This is a genomic window from Candidatus Culexarchaeum yellowstonense, assembly GCF_024707025.1.
Classification (GTDB): Archaea; Thermoproteota; Methanomethylicia; order Culexarchaeales; family Culexarchaeaceae; genus Culexarchaeum.
In genome coordinates, this window is record NZ_JANGFQ010000005.1 from 15994 (window position 1) to 34194 (window position 18201).

General features: G+C 40.4%; 22 protein-coding genes. 5 read left to right on the plus strand and 17 right to left on the minus strand.

What is annotated here, in order from left to right:
* Window positions 1-74: 74 nt before the first annotated feature.
* Window positions 75-2240: an NADH-quinone oxidoreductase subunit L gene (locus tag MRT15_RS01945; RefSeq protein WP_304327409.1), complete on the minus strand. Its 2166-nt coding sequence runs from the start codon at window positions 2238-2240 to the stop codon at window positions 75-77.
* 98 nt (window positions 2241-2338) lie between these two features.
* Here MRT15_RS01945 and MRT15_RS01950 point away from each other — a divergent pair, with 98 nt between their 5' ends.
* Together MRT15_RS01950 and MRT15_RS01955 are read left to right on the plus strand one after the other, a co-directional pair.
* Complete coding sequence (locus MRT15_RS01950; protein ID WP_304327411.1) at window positions 2339-2878, plus strand: hypothetical protein; 540 nt, start codon at window positions 2339-2341, stop codon at window positions 2876-2878.
* A 30-nt stretch (window positions 2879-2908) separates the two neighbouring features.
* On the plus strand, window positions 2909-3958 hold the full coding sequence (locus MRT15_RS01955) for a V-type ATPase subunit (protein ID WP_304327413.1): 1050 nt from the start codon (window positions 2909-2911) through the stop codon (window positions 3956-3958).
* A 24-nt stretch (window positions 3959-3982) separates the two neighbouring features.
* Here MRT15_RS01955 and MRT15_RS01960 read toward each other — a convergent pair whose 3' ends face one another.
* The 7 genes from MRT15_RS01960 to MRT15_RS01990 all read right to left on the minus strand — a co-directional run bounded on the left by MRT15_RS01960 (window position 3983) and on the right by MRT15_RS01990 (window position 9247).
* Complete coding sequence (locus MRT15_RS01960) at window positions 3983-4660, minus strand: hypothetical protein (RefSeq protein WP_304327415.1); 678 nt, start codon at window positions 4658-4660, stop codon at window positions 3983-3985.
* Between the two features lie 18 nt (window positions 4661-4678).
* Complete coding sequence (locus MRT15_RS01965) at window positions 4679-5128, minus strand: hypothetical protein (protein ID WP_304327416.1); 450 nt, start codon at window positions 5126-5128, stop codon at window positions 4679-4681.
* A gap of 66 nt (window positions 5129-5194) precedes the next feature.
* Window positions 5195-6823 carry a V-type ATPase 116kDa subunit family protein gene (locus MRT15_RS01970; protein WP_304327418.1) on the minus strand — a complete coding sequence of 543 codons (1629 nt, stop codon included), beginning with the start codon at window positions 6821-6823 and terminating at the stop codon, window positions 5195-5197.
* Between the two features lie 78 nt (window positions 6824-6901).
* Window positions 6902-8401 (minus strand): complex I subunit 5 family protein, encoded by a 1500-nt coding sequence (locus tag MRT15_RS01975; RefSeq protein ID WP_304327420.1) that lies wholly within the window; start codon window positions 8399-8401, stop codon window positions 6902-6904.
* A gap of 2 nt (window positions 8402-8403) precedes the next feature.
* Entirely contained in the window at window positions 8404-8721 is a 318-nt protein-coding gene (gene nuoK / locus MRT15_RS01980) for an NADH-quinone oxidoreductase subunit NuoK (RefSeq protein WP_304327422.1), read from the minus strand.
* A complete protein-coding gene (locus MRT15_RS01985) occupies window positions 8711-8998 on the minus strand; it encodes a hypothetical protein (RefSeq protein ID WP_304327424.1) in 288 nt (95 codons plus the stop codon). Before MRT15_RS01985 ends, nuoK begins: the two co-directional genes overlap by 11 nt.
* Window positions 8999-9247: an NADH-quinone oxidoreductase subunit J gene (locus MRT15_RS01990; RefSeq protein ID WP_304327426.1), complete on the minus strand. Its 249-nt coding sequence runs from the start codon at window positions 9245-9247 to the stop codon at window positions 8999-9001.
* Window positions 9248-9371: 124 nt separating this feature from the next.
* On the opposite strand from MRT15_RS01990, the gene MRT15_RS01995 reads away from it, so the two are divergent.
* Entirely contained in the window at window positions 9372-10049 is a 678-nt protein-coding gene (locus MRT15_RS01995) for a YqaA family protein (protein ID WP_304327428.1), read from the plus strand.
* 2 nt (window positions 10050-10051) lie between these two features.
* Here MRT15_RS01995 and MRT15_RS02000 read toward each other — a convergent pair whose 3' ends face one another.
* The 7 genes from MRT15_RS02000 to ndhC are packed head-to-tail and all read right to left on the minus strand — an operon-like array spanning window position 10052 to window position 15091.
* Complete coding sequence (locus tag MRT15_RS02000) at window positions 10052-11317, minus strand: endonuclease Q family protein (protein WP_304327430.1); 1266 nt, start codon at window positions 11315-11317, stop codon at window positions 10052-10054.
* A 60-nt stretch (window positions 11318-11377) separates the two neighbouring features.
* Complete coding sequence (locus tag MRT15_RS02005) at window positions 11378-11722, minus strand: NADH-quinone oxidoreductase subunit I (protein WP_304327432.1); 345 nt, start codon at window positions 11720-11722, stop codon at window positions 11378-11380.
* On the minus strand, window positions 11713-12672 hold the full coding sequence (locus tag MRT15_RS02010) for a complex I subunit 1 family protein (protein WP_304327434.1): 960 nt from the start codon (window positions 12670-12672) through the stop codon (window positions 11713-11715). Before MRT15_RS02010 ends, MRT15_RS02005 begins: the two co-directional genes overlap by 10 nt.
* 5 nt (window positions 12673-12677) lie before the next feature.
* Window positions 12678-13853, minus strand: coding sequence for a nickel-dependent hydrogenase large subunit (locus MRT15_RS02015; protein WP_304327436.1), 1176 nt, complete (start codon window positions 13851-13853; stop codon window positions 12678-12680).
* Window positions 13854-13855: 2 nt separating this feature from the next.
* Window positions 13856-14317 carry an NADH-quinone oxidoreductase subunit C gene (locus MRT15_RS02020; protein WP_304327438.1) on the minus strand — a complete coding sequence of 154 codons (462 nt, stop codon included), beginning with the start codon at window positions 14315-14317 and terminating at the stop codon, window positions 13856-13858.
* Window positions 14318-14331: 14 nt separating this feature from the next.
* The gene (locus tag MRT15_RS02025) at window positions 14332-14757 is read right to left on the minus strand and encodes an NADH-quinone oxidoreductase subunit B family protein (RefSeq protein WP_304327440.1); all 426 of its coding nucleotides are present in this window, start codon (window positions 14755-14757) and stop codon (window positions 14332-14334) included.
* A 4-nt stretch (window positions 14758-14761) separates the two neighbouring features.
* A complete protein-coding gene (ndhC, locus tag MRT15_RS02030; protein WP_304327442.1) occupies window positions 14762-15091 on the minus strand; it encodes an NADH-quinone oxidoreductase subunit A in 330 nt (109 codons plus the stop codon).
* 109 nt (window positions 15092-15200) lie between these two features.
* On the opposite strand from ndhC, the gene proS reads away from it, so the two are divergent.
* Both proS and MRT15_RS02040 read left to right on the plus strand, forming a co-directional pair.
* Window positions 15201-16640: a proline--tRNA ligase gene (proS, locus tag MRT15_RS02035; RefSeq protein ID WP_304327444.1), complete on the plus strand. Its 1440-nt coding sequence runs from the start codon at window positions 15201-15203 to the stop codon at window positions 16638-16640.
* 51 nt (window positions 16641-16691) lie between these two features.
* Window positions 16692-16982 (plus strand): 30S ribosomal protein S26e, encoded by a 291-nt coding sequence (locus MRT15_RS02040; protein ID WP_304327446.1) that lies wholly within the window; start codon window positions 16692-16694, stop codon window positions 16980-16982.
* A 12-nt stretch (window positions 16983-16994) separates the two neighbouring features.
* Here the strand turns inward: MRT15_RS02040 and MRT15_RS02045 are convergent, their stop codons facing one another.
* Together MRT15_RS02045 and pgsA are read right to left on the minus strand one after the other, a co-directional pair.
* Window positions 16995-17582, minus strand: coding sequence for a hypothetical protein (locus MRT15_RS02045; protein WP_304327448.1), 588 nt, complete (start codon window positions 17580-17582; stop codon window positions 16995-16997).
* Complete coding sequence (gene pgsA / locus MRT15_RS02050) at window positions 17579-18151, minus strand: archaetidylinositol phosphate synthase (protein ID WP_304327450.1); 573 nt, start codon at window positions 18149-18151, stop codon at window positions 17579-17581. Before pgsA ends, MRT15_RS02045 begins: the two co-directional genes overlap by 4 nt.
* Window positions 18152-18201: the final 50 nt, after the last annotated feature.

Here is an 18201-nt window from a genome sequence, read left to right on the forward strand (position 1 = left end):
TAACATATCAATATAAACTGTCCAATTCCATTAATTAAAAGTAGAGCTATAAAAAGTTATGGGGTTTAATGAGCTCACAATACCCTAAGTATTATGAGGATTATCAATAATATTATTCCTAAAGCCATCCCCATAATGTTGAACGATGAAACACCAGTTTGAATCCTCCTGAAAGCTTGGGAAAACGATGCGAAAGCATATGCAATTGCATAATTCAATCCATCAAGAATGGGCTTTTCAAAGTACTTGTAGATTACATTGCTAAGCTTTACAATGAAGTTTGCGAGGACGTAATTGAATGCATCGATAACAGCCTTCTCAAGATTCCTAAACAGAATAGAGCTTCCACTTATCAATGAGTAGACGAAGAGGCGGTAGTATGTTGGATTGATATACCATCTGTTGTAGAGGAAATTGTACAACCCCTTCAAACCATGCTTCTCCACAAACTCCTCAGGATCCACCTTTCTGGATATGTAGAGGTAGTAGGCGGGTAAACCTCCAATTAACAGCATACAAGCAGTGATGGTTGACGTAATTAATTGCATTGGAACACCACCATAGGATTCCACTGCACCATAAACCATTGCCGACAACCTAACTTCATGATGCAATATGTGCATTGATGGTTCAAGGAATTCATGCATGAAATGCTCAAAGAATGGACCAACAAACCCAATTACAATAGTGGCAGCAGCCAATACTGTGTATGGAACCCACATAACCTTCGAAACTTCATGTACATGATGACCCTCACGCTCAAGCTCCTCCAAATGCTCACTCTTATGTCCAAGGAATGTTATTGCAATCATACGTAAACTATAGAAGAATGTTATTGCAGCAGTAACTGCAGCTAAAGCCAGCAACAAGTATTGCCCGGAGACTATGCATGCAGTGAAAACAGCCTCCTTACTCCAAAAACCACTCAGTGGAGGTATACCTGAAAGGGATAATGCACCAACAAGCATTGTGGCGAAGGTTATTGGCATATCCCTCCTAATACCACCCATATCAAACATATTGGTACTTTCACATGCATGTATAACTGCTCCAGCAGCCATGAATAGGAGAGCCTTAAATATGGCGTGACTGGCTAAATGGAATATGCCAGCCACGAATCCTGTGGATGGATCAGAAGCCAATCCACCAGCACCCAAACCAAGCATCATATAACCGATCTGTGAAATAGTTGAGTAGGCTAAAACCTTCTTCAACTCCCTACTAACCATAGCTTGCGTGGCAGCTAGGAAGGCTGTGAATGCACCAATCCAAGCCACAGTCAAGAAGAAGTTTTGACGAGCTTGAAGGATTAAGCCTTCAATTGCAAGGCCATGGACATGCTTCACTGCATCTTCAAATCCATAGTATATTGTTGGGAATAATCGTGCTACAAGGTATACTCCAGCCTTAACCATAGTTGCAGCATGTATTAAGGCTGAAACAGATGTTGGGCCAGCCATAGCCTCAGGAAGCCACTCATGGAGTGGGAATTGCGCAGACTTGCCGACAGGCCCCCCAAACAATAGTATTGTAACTGGAACTATTAAGCCAAGCTTTGCAAGTTCAATTATCCACTCATGATTTGCTTGAAGATCCATGAAGTTGAATGTTCCCGCTACTGAGAATATTATGAATGAAGCTATCATTAAACATATGTCACCAATCTTTGTGGTTATGAATGCCTTCATACCAGCATGTGATGGTGGGACATCGCCAATCCAACGCTTCCTCTCATCGCTATAGTAGAATCCTATTAACTGATAGCTGCATAATCCAACACCCTCCCATCCGAAGAGCATCTGCAAAATGTTGTCGGACATGACCAGTAGGAGCATGTTTCCAATGAAGAAGTTCATGAAGAACCAGTATCTAGTTAACCCCTCCTCACCATGCATATAACCCAAACTATAAACCATTATTAGGAATGATATCCAAGCCACAATAACCCCCATAAAAGCACTCAATGGATCTATCAATACCCCAACGTCAAGGTAGAATCCTGGAGTAACAAACCACTTAACACGCCAATCCACTGGAGGATGAACGTAGCCCACTCCGGGAACGTAAACTTCACCAGACAATACATATGAAAAGTTTAATGTAGCCATCAAAGCAGCTATAAGCGAACATAAAACTGCAAAGTAATCCCTAACCCTCTCACCTAAACGGGCTATTAGGGGTGTAAGTATTGCGCCTACAATCGGTATTACCCAAACAAGCCAAGGGGAATAGTACAACATACCCCTCACCAAACAAGCATTAATTAAACTAACAAAATTAGTTACTTATGAACATTATAAAAAGGTAACGGTTAAAAATTGGGGAGCAAATCATTTAAATGAAGTTTATGATTGAAGAAGACTTATATGTGGAGCCAACTGAGAAGGTTTTGAATGCCATTAAAACAGCCATGGAAACCATTGGTAGAGAGAGATTTATAATTAGAGTGAAAATTGAAGATGCTAAAATTGATGAATGGATGAAACGCATAGAATACATACCAATGAAAGTAGTGTATGAGGCATGCAGAATAAACATGGAAAACAATAAACCATACAATTCACTCCAAAAGGTTGTGGAGGGAGCGAAAATCATAATTAAAGGTAAAAGAGGCGTGGAGGAAGAGGCAAAAGTTGAGAAGAAGGTAACTGTGGAAGAGGAGAGGAGGACGAGAATGGAAAGGTACGTGTTCAGATATATGATGACTAGGAGCATAATACTACTACTAACAATGATACCATTAATAGTTCTGGGCTACTTCCTTGGGAAGATGATAAGTGAATTCTACGCTGGGATAGGAATGACAATAGGGATTTTCCTATGGCTAATAATAATAACAACATACCTACTGACGAAAAAGGATAAGTATAAGATTTAGGTAAAAGAGTTCTGCAAAGGTTGATGGGAATTGCTTGGGATACTGAGATACGGATTCATAAACACCAAGATTAGAGGGATGAAGAGAGAATTCATAACATATGAGCAATACCTCAAACTCACAGAATTAAGCTACGATGAATTGATAGATGAATTGAAGAGAACACCATATGGACATGCATTTAGAGGGATGTATAGGACTCCAACACCAATAGAATTGGAGAAGATACTCCTAGAGGAATTGACGAAGAGCTACATAAAAATATTGAAGTGGCTACCAACACAAGCCATGAGAGTCATAGCACTACACATGATGAAATATGAAGCTGAAAACATAAAAGCACTACTAAGATTGAAAACACTAAACGCGGAAACCGAGAGGTTAAAGCAACATATAACACCAATACCACTAGGATTAAGCATAGAGGAATACGTAAAAGTCTATGAGGAATCAAAGGATATAGAGGAAGCCATTGGAAAACTTATGGAACTTGGATTACCAATACCATTAAATGAAGCCATAGAAGGTGGAGTGAAGGATATAAAGATAATTGAAGCTAGGATAGAGAAGATGACATATAGGGAATTGATGAATGAAGCTAAGAAGCTCGATGGTAAAAGCTCGAAGAGTATTAGGGAGTTATTGGGGTTAGAAATAGATTTAACAAACGTGAAGAACGTTTTAAGAGCGAAGAAGATCGGTATAGATTGGAGTGAACTAGAAGAATACATAATAACACCAACATATAAAGTGGGATTGAAAAAGCTGAAGAACGCATTTGAAAGGGGGGATTACAATGAAGCATTAAGGGAAGCATTGAGCAAGGACTACCCAAACTTAATCAACACAGGATTAGAAGCACTAAAGAAGGGTGGACTGGAAGCATTGGAGAAGCTTTTCAGTAGAGAGATATTCAGAAACTATAAGAGGGTTTGGGTATCTGGATTCAGATACGACATATCACCAGTACTAGCATACCTAACACGCAAAATGATTGAAATGAAGAATCTAAAGGTCATAGCATATGGAAAGAGCTTTGAACTACCAAAAGAAAGGATAATGGAGGAAATTATAGTTTAAAAGAAAAATCATCATATTTAAAGTTCAATCGAAGAATCTCCTAATAGCACCCTTACCCCTCTGAATAGAGCTTTCAATTCTCCCCCTAATCATGGCTTTAGAATCATCTATCCTAACCTTATAATTACCCAAACTAGACTTCCAACGCATAAAAGCATCCTTAAACCCCTTAGGTCTACGAGTCAATTTCCCATAAACGCCAGTATACCAAAATCTGAGTTCAACCATTGAAAGAGGGTAGGATTTAGAGTAAAGTATTGGTGGTGTAGAAAGCTTACCTGAAAGGAAAACTTTAAAGCGAAATAGTGAATTTGCAATACCACTTAAAGCTCTGGATAAATAGTATTTTGCCATTAGAATTTTTGAAGGCTTAACTTTCAGAATGTAGCTCGGTTTATCAATCATACTATATATCTTTGTCAAACTATCTTCAGGTCTGAGGCCGGGCCTATGTATACGCTCAATACTGCTATGAATAGCGTCTTCAACCTTGCCATGAAGCCCAGCCCTAACCCCTTCAACCTTGCCATGAAGCCCAGCCCTAACCCCTTCAACCTTGCCATGAAGCCCAGCCCTAACATGGGCGAATCGCTTAATACCGATTTTAGCTTTTAAAATGGATCGTCTATACCTTCTCTTAGTGGATTTAAATTTCCTCTCCAGCTCTTCAATCTCAGTTTTGAGGCTTTCCACCGAAGACATGGATGCCGCCATACACGTTTATATTGTACCTATCAGCATGATTGATATTAGTAGCCCATAGATCGCTAAAGCCTCAGCTAGAACCACCGCTAGTAGTGTTCTCGTAACAATTTCAGGTTTCTCAACTCCAGCTCCAGCCATAGCTGAGCCTGTATATGCTATGGCTATTGAAGCCATTAAGCCGCATGCAGCCATGACGGCACCTGCCGTTAAACCTTTCATGGATGCCTCATAAGATGCCAAAATTGTGGAGAGTTTTCCTATAAGCATTATTGATGTTAGTAGCCCATAGATTCCTATAGCCTCAGCCAATACCACTGCGAGGAGCAGTCTCGTAACTATTTCAGGGCGTTCAGTTCCAGCTCCAGCCATCGATATTCCTGCAGTTATGATTCCATATGCTGCTCCAGCTATAGGCACACAACTTGATAGCAGAACACCCAGAAGACCTGTGATTACTTGATCCATACGCCATATACCCCCATTATTGAAGCTATACTATCATGATATAAACAACTTATAAATCTTATGAAGTTAATGAACGCCTAGGGGTTTGTATTCCCTCCCCCCACCACGGAAGTATTTGAATCCAAATTCAACCCATGTTAACCTTAGGACGTGTGTGAAGGATACAAGTCCCTCTAGAGCCATTACTAGGAATATTGTCCCTATGGCTAGTACGATGTATCCGAGTGCGCCGAGGGCTGGAGCTGCAGAGGAGAGGAGTTGGCTTAACATTCCATGTGATAGGGATAGTGCAAGTATACGTCCATAGGAGACTGTGTGGGAGAGGGAGCTTATTGCAGCTTCAAATGTGTGGGCGAATCCATCTATTGGACCTTCAGTTACCATCATTCCCACGAGCATCAAGACTATTGGTAGAATTACTAGTGGTACTGTTAATGTTAATCCAGACATCCACTTCCCAATATCAAACTTGTATACGAATAGTCCTAAGTACATTGCTCCAAGGTAGAACCACAACCAGCATGCTGAACCGAAGAAGGCCTTCTTATATTCACCTTCAAGCACATCGTTTATTATGCTTAATGTGAGGCCTATGCTTATATGAATCATCCCAACCATTAATGATAATTTAAACATTTTCATAGGCTCCTCTAATGGGCTGAAGACGTGACCTATACCTGGAATGTGCTCCAATATGAATCCCAGTGGTGGTTCATGCATGTGAAATCCAAATATCTCACCGAACATTAACCCACCAATGATAGCCATAATTCCACATAGTATGTATAGTTCAGCTCCAGACATCAGTAAACCTATCATTTCACTTTTACTCTTAAACCCTCTACGCTTATACGTGTATAGTAGTATTCCAAATAATGCTAGGAGTAGTCCGTGACCGACATCTGCAAAGGCTAATCCAAATAGTATTGGGAATGTTATGCTCACTATTAGTGTTGGGTTAACTTCATGTGTTGATGGGATATCATATGTTTTTATTAGAGATTCGAAGGGTTTCAGGAACTTTGGGGATCGGGAGAGGAATGGTGGATGATCATGCTTTGCTGGTGGCGACACTAATACCATTGAGGAATTCTCAGCAACCTTCTGGACTATTTCAACTATATCATCAACTTTATCCGGAGGAGTCCATCCAAGCATATATGAGAAGAAGTTTGAATGGAATACATTTCCATCCCTATCCAAAACAACCTTGAGTGTATTGATGGCTCCCACTATGAAGGATTCATAGTTTGGGAATGCTTCAGCAACTTTACTCTTAAATTCCGCAAACTTCTCCTCACCACTCTCAAGTAGATTTGAAAACTCTTTGACTATTGATTCAAGGCGTGATATATTTTCTTCAATGGATTTCAAGTGAGATCTGTTTAGAAGCTCCTCATTAAATGTGAAGCTAGCTACATCAATTTTAAGTGTATCAGCCAAGCTCATGTATCTCTTCAGCAACCCATTAAATTTAACTGTTTCAGGATGCTCCTTAACAAGGGATTTCACATCAACCTCCCCACCAGCTGAGCGCTCCTCCCTAATTAATTCAACGAACTCCTCATCATGCCACCATTCATCTAAATGTAAAACCTTCAATTTCGTAAGTGCCAACTTAACATCATAATAGTAGCTTTTTGGAATTATTATCCTAACCTTAGCCATCTCCACAGGTTTAAGTGCACTTGACATGTACAGCCACTCCACTCATCTTGAAATAGTCCAGAAAAATATGTTTGTAAAAATGTTATTAATTTTACTGTTCAAAACTTAGAATTTCAGTATACTTGTAATGTACACCAACCTCTGGAAGGTGAAGTGAGCCGCCAATTCAGCAACGTATGATAATGGTTGAGGCCATACACCGAAAACTATGCATAGCAATGATAGAATTACAAGTGATGATGTGATTAATGGTGGAGATTCATGTGCTCTCATAACAGCTTCAATTGGCTTCCTAAACAATACTTGTATAACACGAACATAATATACAACTCCAACAGCACTATTCAATAACCCTATTAAGGTTAATAGGTATGCCTGAGCATCTATGGCTGCAGCAAATATCAGATATTTACTTATGAAGCCATTTAGGAATGGCATTCCAGCTAGGGATAGGAGGGCTATTGCAAATGATATACCAGTTACCGGCATCCTCCTACCAACACCAATGAATTCATCCATATTCCTAGTTCCAAGCACATGTATTATTGATCCAGCACAGAGGAATGCCAACCCCTTCATCAATGCATGATTGAAGAAGTGAACTATACCTGCCAATAAGCCGAACTCTGTTCCAAGCGATAACGCCAATATCAAGTAGCCTATCTGCGCAATACTAGAGTATGCCAATAAACGTTTAATATCCTTCTGAACTAGGGCGAGTAGATTCCCAACCGTCATCGTTAAAACTGAGAGGAGAGCAAGTATAGGCCTGAAATCCACAGTGGATATGGTTATTAGGGTGTAGGATGCCCTTATAATGGCGTAAACCCCAGTCTTTATAACTACACCTGAAAGCATTGCACTTATAGGGCTTGGAGCAGCTGGATGCGCATCTGGAAGCCATGAGTGGAATGGAACTATTGCCGCTTTAACTCCAAATCCAACTAAGAGCAGTATGAATATGGCGTATAATAGTATCGATGAACTGGCACCAGTTAATGATGCTGCTATACGTGCAAAGCTTAGTGAACCAGTTAAACCATAAATGAGGGACATGGAGAATAGTATTAGTGCTGAACCAGCGGCGCTCATAAGTAGGTATTTGAATCCAGCTTCCACAGGCTCCCATAAATGCTTCCTAAATCCAACGAGGCAGTATGAGGATAGGCTCATCAACTCCCAGAACACGTATAGTGTTAGGAAGTCCCCTGCAAGGGTTACGCCAACCATGCCGCAAACCATCAATAGCAATAATGAGTAGTATGAGGGTAGGCCAGTATCATGGGACATATAATCTATGGAGTGCAATGTGGATATGAGGCCTAGGAATATGAATCCAATGGAGAATGCAAAGCTAAGCCAATCGAGAACCATGAATCCAGCAACATACTCGCCAGCGATGGGATACAATGAGAATATTATGACTGGCTTGCTATTCAATAGGCTCATAAGCCTGAAGCATGCCATGAAAGCAATTATGAAGCCAAATAATGCCCATGCACCAACGAGATTTCTAACCCTACCCCTCTCACATATGAACCCTACTATCGGTGTAAGGATGCCGAATAATGCTAATACTATTATTGGAGATAAAATTTCGATCAATCCTACCACCTCAACCTCCTAAGCTCCCTAATATCGAGAGTCTTATAATGCCTATACGCATTGATCACGAAGGCAAGTGCAATGCCAATCAAACATGCCTCAACGGATATGGCTATTATGGCTGTAACGTGGAGTATTGGATCTACGAAGCCATACAATCTGAAGTATGCGAAGTTAACCAAGTTTAGTATTGCTGAACTGAACATTATCTCAAGGGCCATAACCATTTTGATCATATTCCTCTTAACCATTAAACCATAAATGCCCACAGCCAATAAGACTCCGGAAGTGGCTATGAATGTGTATGGTTCAATGGGCACCACGCTTCACCTCCTCACGTAGAAGTGCAATTACACCCATTGCAGAAGCAAATAATACGATTGCTTGTATCAAAACATCAATTCCACAATACCCCCACAATAAATCACCAACATTCACTGCAAGGTTATGGAATGAGATGTCAGGCTTAACCAAGATCCTTGGAGCTTCATCATAAGCAAACAAACCAACACCTGAAAATCCGTAGACGAGTAGTTGAGCCAAGAGGAAGGCTAATAGCAATCCCAAAGCCAACCCGAAAACGTCAATAGCTTTCAATCAATCCACCTCCACCTTCCCAGTCAACATTAAAGCTATTATGAATAGAACTGTAACTGCACCAGCTAAAACAGCCAATTGGAAAACACCAACCAGAGGTGCTGAGAGATAGAAGAAGGATGCCGCTAAAACCACGCTAAAGCAACATAAAGCAGCAATGGAGTGCATAATCCTCTTAAACTCTAAAGTCAAAACAGCCAAAACAATAGCCGAAACACCTAAAACTATACTAACAATATCAACACTCAAACATCATCACCAACCATAACAGCGCAAACTGTTATGTGTAATTATTGTATGTTGATTAAGCTTTAAAGTTTTCTAAAGCTAAAATGTTATAACCATGTGGAGACTTATGTTCTAATGGATAAAATTGTTTGAATGGCTGATGGATGTATTGATGAAAATAGCGTTAAACTATGGATATGTAGGAGCCATAATAGTGTCGATACTTGGAAATTTCCTACCATTCATCCCCATACCATACTTAATTGCAATATATTATATGGCTTCATACATGCCAGTAGACCCAATAATCCTCGGAATAGTTGCTGGGATAGGTGGAGCAATAGGTAAGAGCGTAATATACCTACTGGGATTTGAGGGGAGCAAAATAATAATAACTGAAGAGAAGAGGAGGCAGATTGAGAAGTTTAAGGAAATGCTTGGGAAGTATGGGGCTATAGCAGTATTCTTCGTAACAGTTACACCATCACCAGACGACATAGTGATAATACCACTTGGATTAGTGAGGTATAGCTTCATAAAATTCTTCATAGCAACAGCACTTGGGAAAATCTTGCTAAGCATAGCGGTAGCATTATTTGGGAAATACTTCACAGAGCAACTGAACATAGTTTTCGGAGAGGGGAACATATATGGAATACTGATATCAATAATAGTTCTACTCATAATGACATGGATCATACTGAAGATAGATTGGATAAAGGTTGCCGAAATAGTGGATACAAGTGGATTAAGAGGGTTAATTGGAATTGTAATTCAGGGGAGGTGGAGGGAGCTACTATTATCAAGTAATAAGAAGAAGTAATTTTAGCGGTTTATAAAATCCCTCAAATCCATGGAAGATCCAAACATGTTTATCCTCCCATAAACACCATCAAAACCAGGTTTTATGGAATATTTCCCATACCTCAAGTTCTTAATGTATGATGCTATGAGGGGGGTTGATGTCTTCGCAATTTCATCTATTGGAGCATCCAGCAAAACATTGAATTCGGAGCCAAATTTCGATACTAGATTGGCATATAAACTCCAAACCTTACCACTATTAAGCTTTGAAATATCATCCTCACTAATACCCATGCTGAAGGCTATTATTGTCTGTAGAGGTAGAACCTTTATGAATGGTATGGCGTTCTCAGGTTTAAACCCCCTAGGTTTATCTGCAAGCTCCTCAACCCTATCCTCAACCCCCTTAGTAAGCTTCCTACCACAAACTGGGCATATGTAATTGAGCTTCCTAGCCTCTTCAGGAGGTAATGGACCAACATTACAATTCCTATGACCAGACCAATGATACTTCCCATAAGCTGGATCAACCTCAATGGTCATTAAGAAGCGTCTAGGATCCCTAGATTTTATGGCATTTATTAGCTCCAAATACTCCATCTTATCCAAATTGAATAGGCATGCCTCCCTACCAAGCCTAAATGGGTATGGGGAATGGCTATCTGAGAAGCTTAAAATCGTGAACCTATGTAATTGGCTAACACGCCAATTCATCTCAGGATCACTACTCAAACCTGTTTCAATAGCATATATCTTGTCAACCCTATCACCATAACAATCTTCAACCCTATCAACACCACTGAAAGATCCAAACATACTCCACCAAGGAGTCCATATGTGGGCTGGGAATATGAAGCACGATTCCTCAACACCTAAAACTAAATCCACAAGTTCAGATGGATGCATATTGAAGACTGGGCGACCATTAGACTCCACATCACCATAACGTGATAGGACATCTGAAAGCTGCTCAGCAACTTCAAGACTTGGCATTAAGATTACGTGGTGAACCCTCCTAGATTTACCATTAAATTCGAAGACAGTTCCAACTTCACATTCAACTACAAATAGCACTTCAGGGTTAAGCCTATACGCATAGAATCCCCCACCAACATGTATTAGATCATCCTTCAACTCCCTAAGCCAATGTGGATTCAAGCAATCCCCAGTTCCAAGAAGCTTCAACCCCTTAATGAGGGCATATGATACTAGGGTTGGGATATTCATCTTCTCACTTGAACCACCACTATACTTGGAGTGTATGTGTAGATCTGCGTAAACCTTCATTCCAATAAACACTTCCAAAATAATGTTTAGAAATTGTATAGATAACCTTTTAGCAGAACATTACCCAGCACTATAAACAAGCGTCTTACGATCAGGTGACGCCAACTCATAGAATTTCGTTAAATGTATAGCTGCCCTCGGGCATATCCTCTCACACTGTGCACAGAATATGCATCTATCAAGGTAGAATATTGGAATCCTACCATTAACATTCTTATCTGAGGGCACTAGTTCAATAGCTAGTGCTGGACATTCACGGGCACATAAACCGCAACCAACACATCTATCAACATAGAATTCATGCTTCCCCCTATACCTCTCAGCAGTTGGAGTTCTCTCAAATGGATACTTAACGGTTACTGGGCGTTTGAATAGATGCCTAAATACTTCACGTATCATAGCCATCTCAAACCAACCCCCACAAATCTAGTTAGAATTAATTGTAGAATTGATAGTGGTATTAGATACTTCCAGCAACCTGAAACCATTTGATCTATCCTAAACCTAGCAAATAGGGATCTAATATAAGAGCTCAATAACACTACAAATATCATCTTCAACACAAACCATATCAATGGAGGTAGTATTGGACCGCTACCACCAGCAAGGAATAAGGCTGTGGCTAAACCTGAACAGAATACAAGCTTCAAATCCTCAGCGAAACGTAGGAATGCAAGTTTAGGGCCACAATACTCAGTGAGCCATCCAGCCACAATCTCACTCTCAGCTTCAGGTATATCGAAGGGTATCCTCTCAAGTTCAGCTTGCATTGAAATTACAAAGACTATGAAGCCTATTGGTTGAAGAAGAATCATGGGTACAGGTTGATTCATGGATATGTAGGTTAAAGATGTTGAACCAACATAGACGGCAACAGAAGCTACAGAAATGAACATTGGAATCTCATAAGCTAGGAATTGAAGTACAGCCCTAGCAGCACCAACAGTGCTAAACCTATTCGTGGAAGCCCAACCTGCAATGAAGGCTATGATCGTGTATAGGGTCATTAAAGTTAATAGTAGAACTATATCACCCTCAAAGGATGATAAGATTGGACTACCATCCAATGGTAGGTATAGAGAAGCTAAGAATGGAATTGCCACTGCAAATATTGGTGCATTATTGAATATTAAGGCATCAACATATCTGGGCGTTATATCCTCCTTACCCATAAGCTTAATGAAATCCGCTATTGGCTGCAATATTCCACTTGGACCAGCATACAATGGGCCTATCCTATTCTGAAACCTAGCATAAGCCTTCCTATCAATCCACTCAAATAGGAATGCAAGTATGGAGAGGAATAGCAAACCGGGGAATATGAATATCCTAATCAATGTGAAAGCCAAATCCATAGCCATTACACCCCCACACCATAATATTTACGACTATAATTGCGAAGCTCATCATAACTCCAAGTCCACTTCTTACCCTTATTTGGATCAATGAAAATAACCCTCTCAGTACAACAGTAGCATGGATCTATACTGGCAACTATTGCAGGTATATCCGCAATATAATACCCCTTAAGCATTTCACAGAGGGATGGTAAATTAGCCAGAGTTGGAGTTCTTATCTTAACCCTATATGGAGTCTCCTTACCATCAGACTTCACATAATAGAATAGTTCACCCCTCGGAGCTTCAACCCTAGCAGTCACTTCACCAACTGGTGGAATACGCTTAACCTTAACATTTATGGGTCCAGGCCTCATCTTATCCAAAGCCTGCCTAATAACATTAATGCATTCCAGAGTCTCATCAACCCTAACCATAGCCCTACCCCAAACATCACATGTATCATACGTTATCAAATTGAAGTCTATCATATCATAAAAGGTATATGGATCATCAAATCTAACGTCACTCTTAACATTTGATGCTCTAGCTGTTGGACCTACAGCGCACAAATCTAAAGCCTTATCAGTGCTAAGAACCCCAACATCCACAGTCCTAGCCCTAATACTTGGATCTTCCTCCAAGACAGACTTATAATACTTGGTTCTCTCCTCAAGGTAATCTAGATTCCTCCTAATTATTGGAATCATTTCTGGGGTTATGTCATAGACTACTCCGCCAATACAATTCATGGATGGTGTAACCCTATTACCACTAATCATCTCCACAAGATCCATAACCCTCTCCCTATCCCTCCAAACATACATGAAAAGCGTATGGAAGCCTAACTCCATGCCCAAAACTCCAATCCATAATAGGTGGCTGTGTATCCTGTTAAGCTCATTAATTATGATCCTTAGATACTTAGCCCTCTCAGGAACATCAATTCCATAAAGCTTCTCCACAGCCAAACAATAGCATGTTGTATGCGGGACGTTACATATTCCGCAAATCCTCTCAGATAAGAATATCCCCTGAGTCCAAGTCCTAAGCTCCATACCCTTCTCAATACCCCTATGCATAAACCCGAGTCTAAGCTTAACATCAACTATAACCTCACCATCGAGAATGAAGTTGTATTGGAAACCCTCCTTAATGGCTGGGTGCTGCGGACCTATGGGAACTTGATAGAGGCTCAACCCTACTTCACCTCCACCTTATAATCCTTCCTAAGTGGGTAGACGCCTTCAGGCCAATCGTCCGGTAATATAAGTCTCTCAAGGGATGGGTGGCCATCGAAAACCACGCCAAGAAGATCATGAACTTCACGCTCATATAAAACTGCTCCAGGGAGTAATGAAACCACCGATGGAATGTGTGGATTATCCCTAGAAACCTTAACCTTAACGTTCACCAAAATCCTCCTATTCAATGGGGATAGGTTATAAATTAATTCAATGGAGTCTCCAAGATCAGTTCCAGATATGGTTGTAATATGCTTCAAGTCATATCTATCCTTCAAGTATCGTATAACATCATGGAGTATGCTAGCATCAATACTTACAAATACACTTCTAGCACCATCAAGCTTATAATCTAAGATCTTGTTTGGAAATGCATTCATTAGATCCTTAACGATGAATTCAATATTGAAAGTTGACAATTGCATTCACCCCCCTACCCAGACTTAAGTTTAGCTATAAGTTTGGCGACTGCATCTATAACTGCTTCAGGTCTAACTGGGCATCCTGGAACATACATGGTTACAGGTATAACCTTATCTATACCCCCCAAAACATTGTAGCATCCCCAATAAACACCGCCCGAGGTGGCGCAAGTTCCAGCTGCAATAACGAATTTCGGGTCGGGCATCTGCTCATATATCCTCTTAAGCCTTGGAGCCACCTGCCTACTAACAGCCCCAGTAACAACCAATACATCGGCATGCCTTGGACTCCCCTTCAAAAGTATCCCAAACCTCTCCACATCATATTTTGGAGCTAGGGCAGCTAAAACCTCAATATCACATGCATTACAAGCTCCAGTACACATGTAAAGTATCCATGGACTCCTAATCCTAGACCAAGCTAGAATTGAAACCATACCTTCACCTCCTCGGGAGAATCGCTATCGCTGAGAGGGCTACTGCCAGATATATTAAAACGTAAATTATGTTTGCATTGAATGATAAAAGCAGTATGAAAGCCATTACATCAAATATGGTGAAGTACAATGCATACCTATAGAGTTGAACGTTCAACTGAATCTTCTCAGGTGGAAATCTATCAGTACCCTCACCACAAGCATAGGGCTCCAAACTCAATTCACTACGCCTAGGCGGAGGGGAAAGTCTCTTAAGAATTCTGAAGAAGACGTAGCTTAACACCAAAATAGCAATGAATATGATCAATGGGGAGAAAACAATCTCAAGCCACAACGCCATCACACCACACTTACAATGACAAATTAATAGTATCAATTTAATTTATAAGTTTTAAGTTTACTTAATTTATGGCTTAGAAACCCTTAATCGGGTGGTGAAACCCATGTCACTAGTTACGAGGGATAGATGGTCTAAGGATTTTGGGGAATGGTTTAGAGATGTATTAGATGAAGCTGAAGTCTACGATTATAGGTATCCATTAAAGGGGTGTGGGGTGTGGATGCCATATGGATTTGCAATTAGGAAGAGGGTTATAGAAGTCATGAGGTCAGTCTTAGATTCACTTGGGCATGAGGAAATCCTCCTACCACTACTAATACCAGAAGACCTATTCAAAAAGGAGGCCGAACATGTAAAGGGATTTGAAAAACAAGTCTTCTGGGTTACGAGGGGTGGAGATACGGAGCTCGACGTAAAACTGGCTTTAAGGCCAACCAGCGAGACAGTCATAGGGCCAATGCTGAAACTATGGATAAAATCCCATGCAGACTTACCCAAAAAATACTATCAAATAGTGAGCACATTTAGATATGAGACGGAAGCTACGAAGCCAATGATAAGAGTTAGGGAGATAACGACATTCAAGGAGGCACATACAGCCCATGCAACCTTCGAAGATTCAGAGAGGCAAATTAGGGAGGCTGTTGAAGCATATAGCAGAATATTCGATGAAATATGCATACCATACATGAAGAATAAGAGGCCTGAATGGGATAAGTTTGCTGGAGCACTATACACAATAGCCTTCGACACCATAATGCCCGATGGGAGGGTCATGCAAATAGGAACCGTACACAACCTAGGACAAAACTTTTCAAAAGCCTTCGACATAAAATACTTAACAATAGATGGGAAGCAGGAATATGTCTGGCAAACATGCTATGGAATCTCAGAGAGAATAATAGCCACACTCATAGCCATACATGGAGATGATAGGGGGATGACACTACCACCAAACATAGCTCCAATACAAGTAATCATAGTGCCAATACCATATAAGGGGTTTGAAGAAGCCGTTGACAAAACCTGTAGGGAGATTTTGGGGAAGTTGTTGGAGGAGGGGGTTAGAGCTAAATACGATGATAGGGAATTAACGCCTGGAAACAAATTCTACTACTGGGAGAAGAGGGGGGTTCCAATAAGAATAGAAGTGGGACCTGAAGACATAAAAATGGAATCAGTAACTATAGCTAGGAGAGATACCCTAAGTAGAGAGAGAGTTAAAATTGCAGAAGCTTCAAAGAGGGTTAAAGAGTTGATGATGGAGATTAGGGAATCCATTAGGAGTAGGGCGTGGAACTGGATGAAGCAAAATATGCATAAAGCAACAGACTACAATGAATTGAAGAAGATGGCTGAAGTGGGGAGGGGGGTTATAGAAGTAGATTGGTGCGGGAGAGTTGAATGCGCACACAAGATAGAAGAGGATGTTAATCTAAGAGTTTTGGGTGAGCCATGGAATGAGGATACTGAGGTCCCAGTGAAATGCATTGTATGTGGAGGTGTAGCTGAGAAGAAGCTTAGACTTGCAAAAACATACTGAATATGCAAAGATATATTTACTGGTAATGTAGAAAATGATGTGGTGTGAATATTGCCTAAGAAGAGGAAGTCTAGGGGGAGGGGGAAGGGGCAAAAGGGGAGGGAACCCAGAGTTCAATGCGATTCCTGTGGAGCATGGGTTCCAAGGAGCAAAGCTAAAAGGATAACCGTATACACATCACCAGTAGACCCACAATTGGCGAAGGAGTTGGAAAAGAAGGGTACCATCATACCAAAATATCCAGTTACAAAGACGTACTGCATATCATGTGCAGTATATAGAGGCCTCGTGAAGGTGAGAGCTGAAGAAGAGAGGAAGATTGTTAAACCTAAGAAGACTTAAATAATGCAAACTTCATTCAAATCCAAGCATATCCATAAAATTGTTCACTAACCATATGCATTGACTAGAGAGATATGATATCCTACCAAGACTCACCCTTGGAACCCCCATGGAATCCAATAGCTTTTCAGAATCCCTATCCAAACCAATCTGATCCCCCAATATGAAGCAATAATCAAAACCAATCTCAAAATTATAATCATCAATTGGAACACCATTCTCATGTAAATAAATCAATTTAGCACCGGAAACTCTAATTGAATTCACTAAACTGCTGAAATTCATCCTCAAAATATTAAACCCCTTAAACGATCCACCACTCATCAAATTCAATATTACATTAGCCACCCAAACTTCATCCAAAACCATATTATCAATACTGAAACCATCCACCACAATGGTTTTAGGAGGATCTGGGGGGCCTTCAAGAACCCCATAAAATACTACGTTACGTCTAAATACGTCTCTATCAATGAAAAAGGCATTCAAAATACACCTACAAATAACGTCAAGCCTACCACTGGACCCAGCTAAACTCCTAATATTAAATATTGGCGCAGTGAAAGCCGTTGAAGATTTAACTATGAATATCCTCCTCAACCCAAACCACCATGAAGGAAGCGTACAACCCTATAAAACCTCTCAGCAACAGTTATTATTACAAGTACTGATAATAAGTAGATGGACAATTGAACAACCCCAAAAATCAAACCAGCGGAAATTATGATGAGCCTCTCAGAACGCTCAGCCAAACCCACACCAGCCAACCTAATACCGAGAAGTTCACCTTTACACCTAATATAGCTAATCATAAACCCCCCAACCAAAACAAGCAACCCTGAAATCAAATCACACATACCAGAGAGAATTATTGATGAAAATATAAGTGCATCTGAAAATCTATCAAAAACTGAATCTAGAAATTCGCCTAAACTTGAAGCTGAACCAGTCATCCTAGCCACAAAACCATCCATAACATCAAAAAACCCTGAAGCCAATATAAGAAGCCCCCCATAAACATGGTTACCATAAAGTATTTGAATAGAAGAACATACGGCTAAGAGGAGGGCTAGAAGGGTTAGCATATTAGGGGATATGTGAAGTCTAATCATTAGTGAAGCCAATGGATGGAGGAAGCCATTCAAGAAAGCCCTCAACCTATCAAGCAAACATCAATACACCCAAAAATATTTATGAGGAATGCAAAATATAAAAAGTC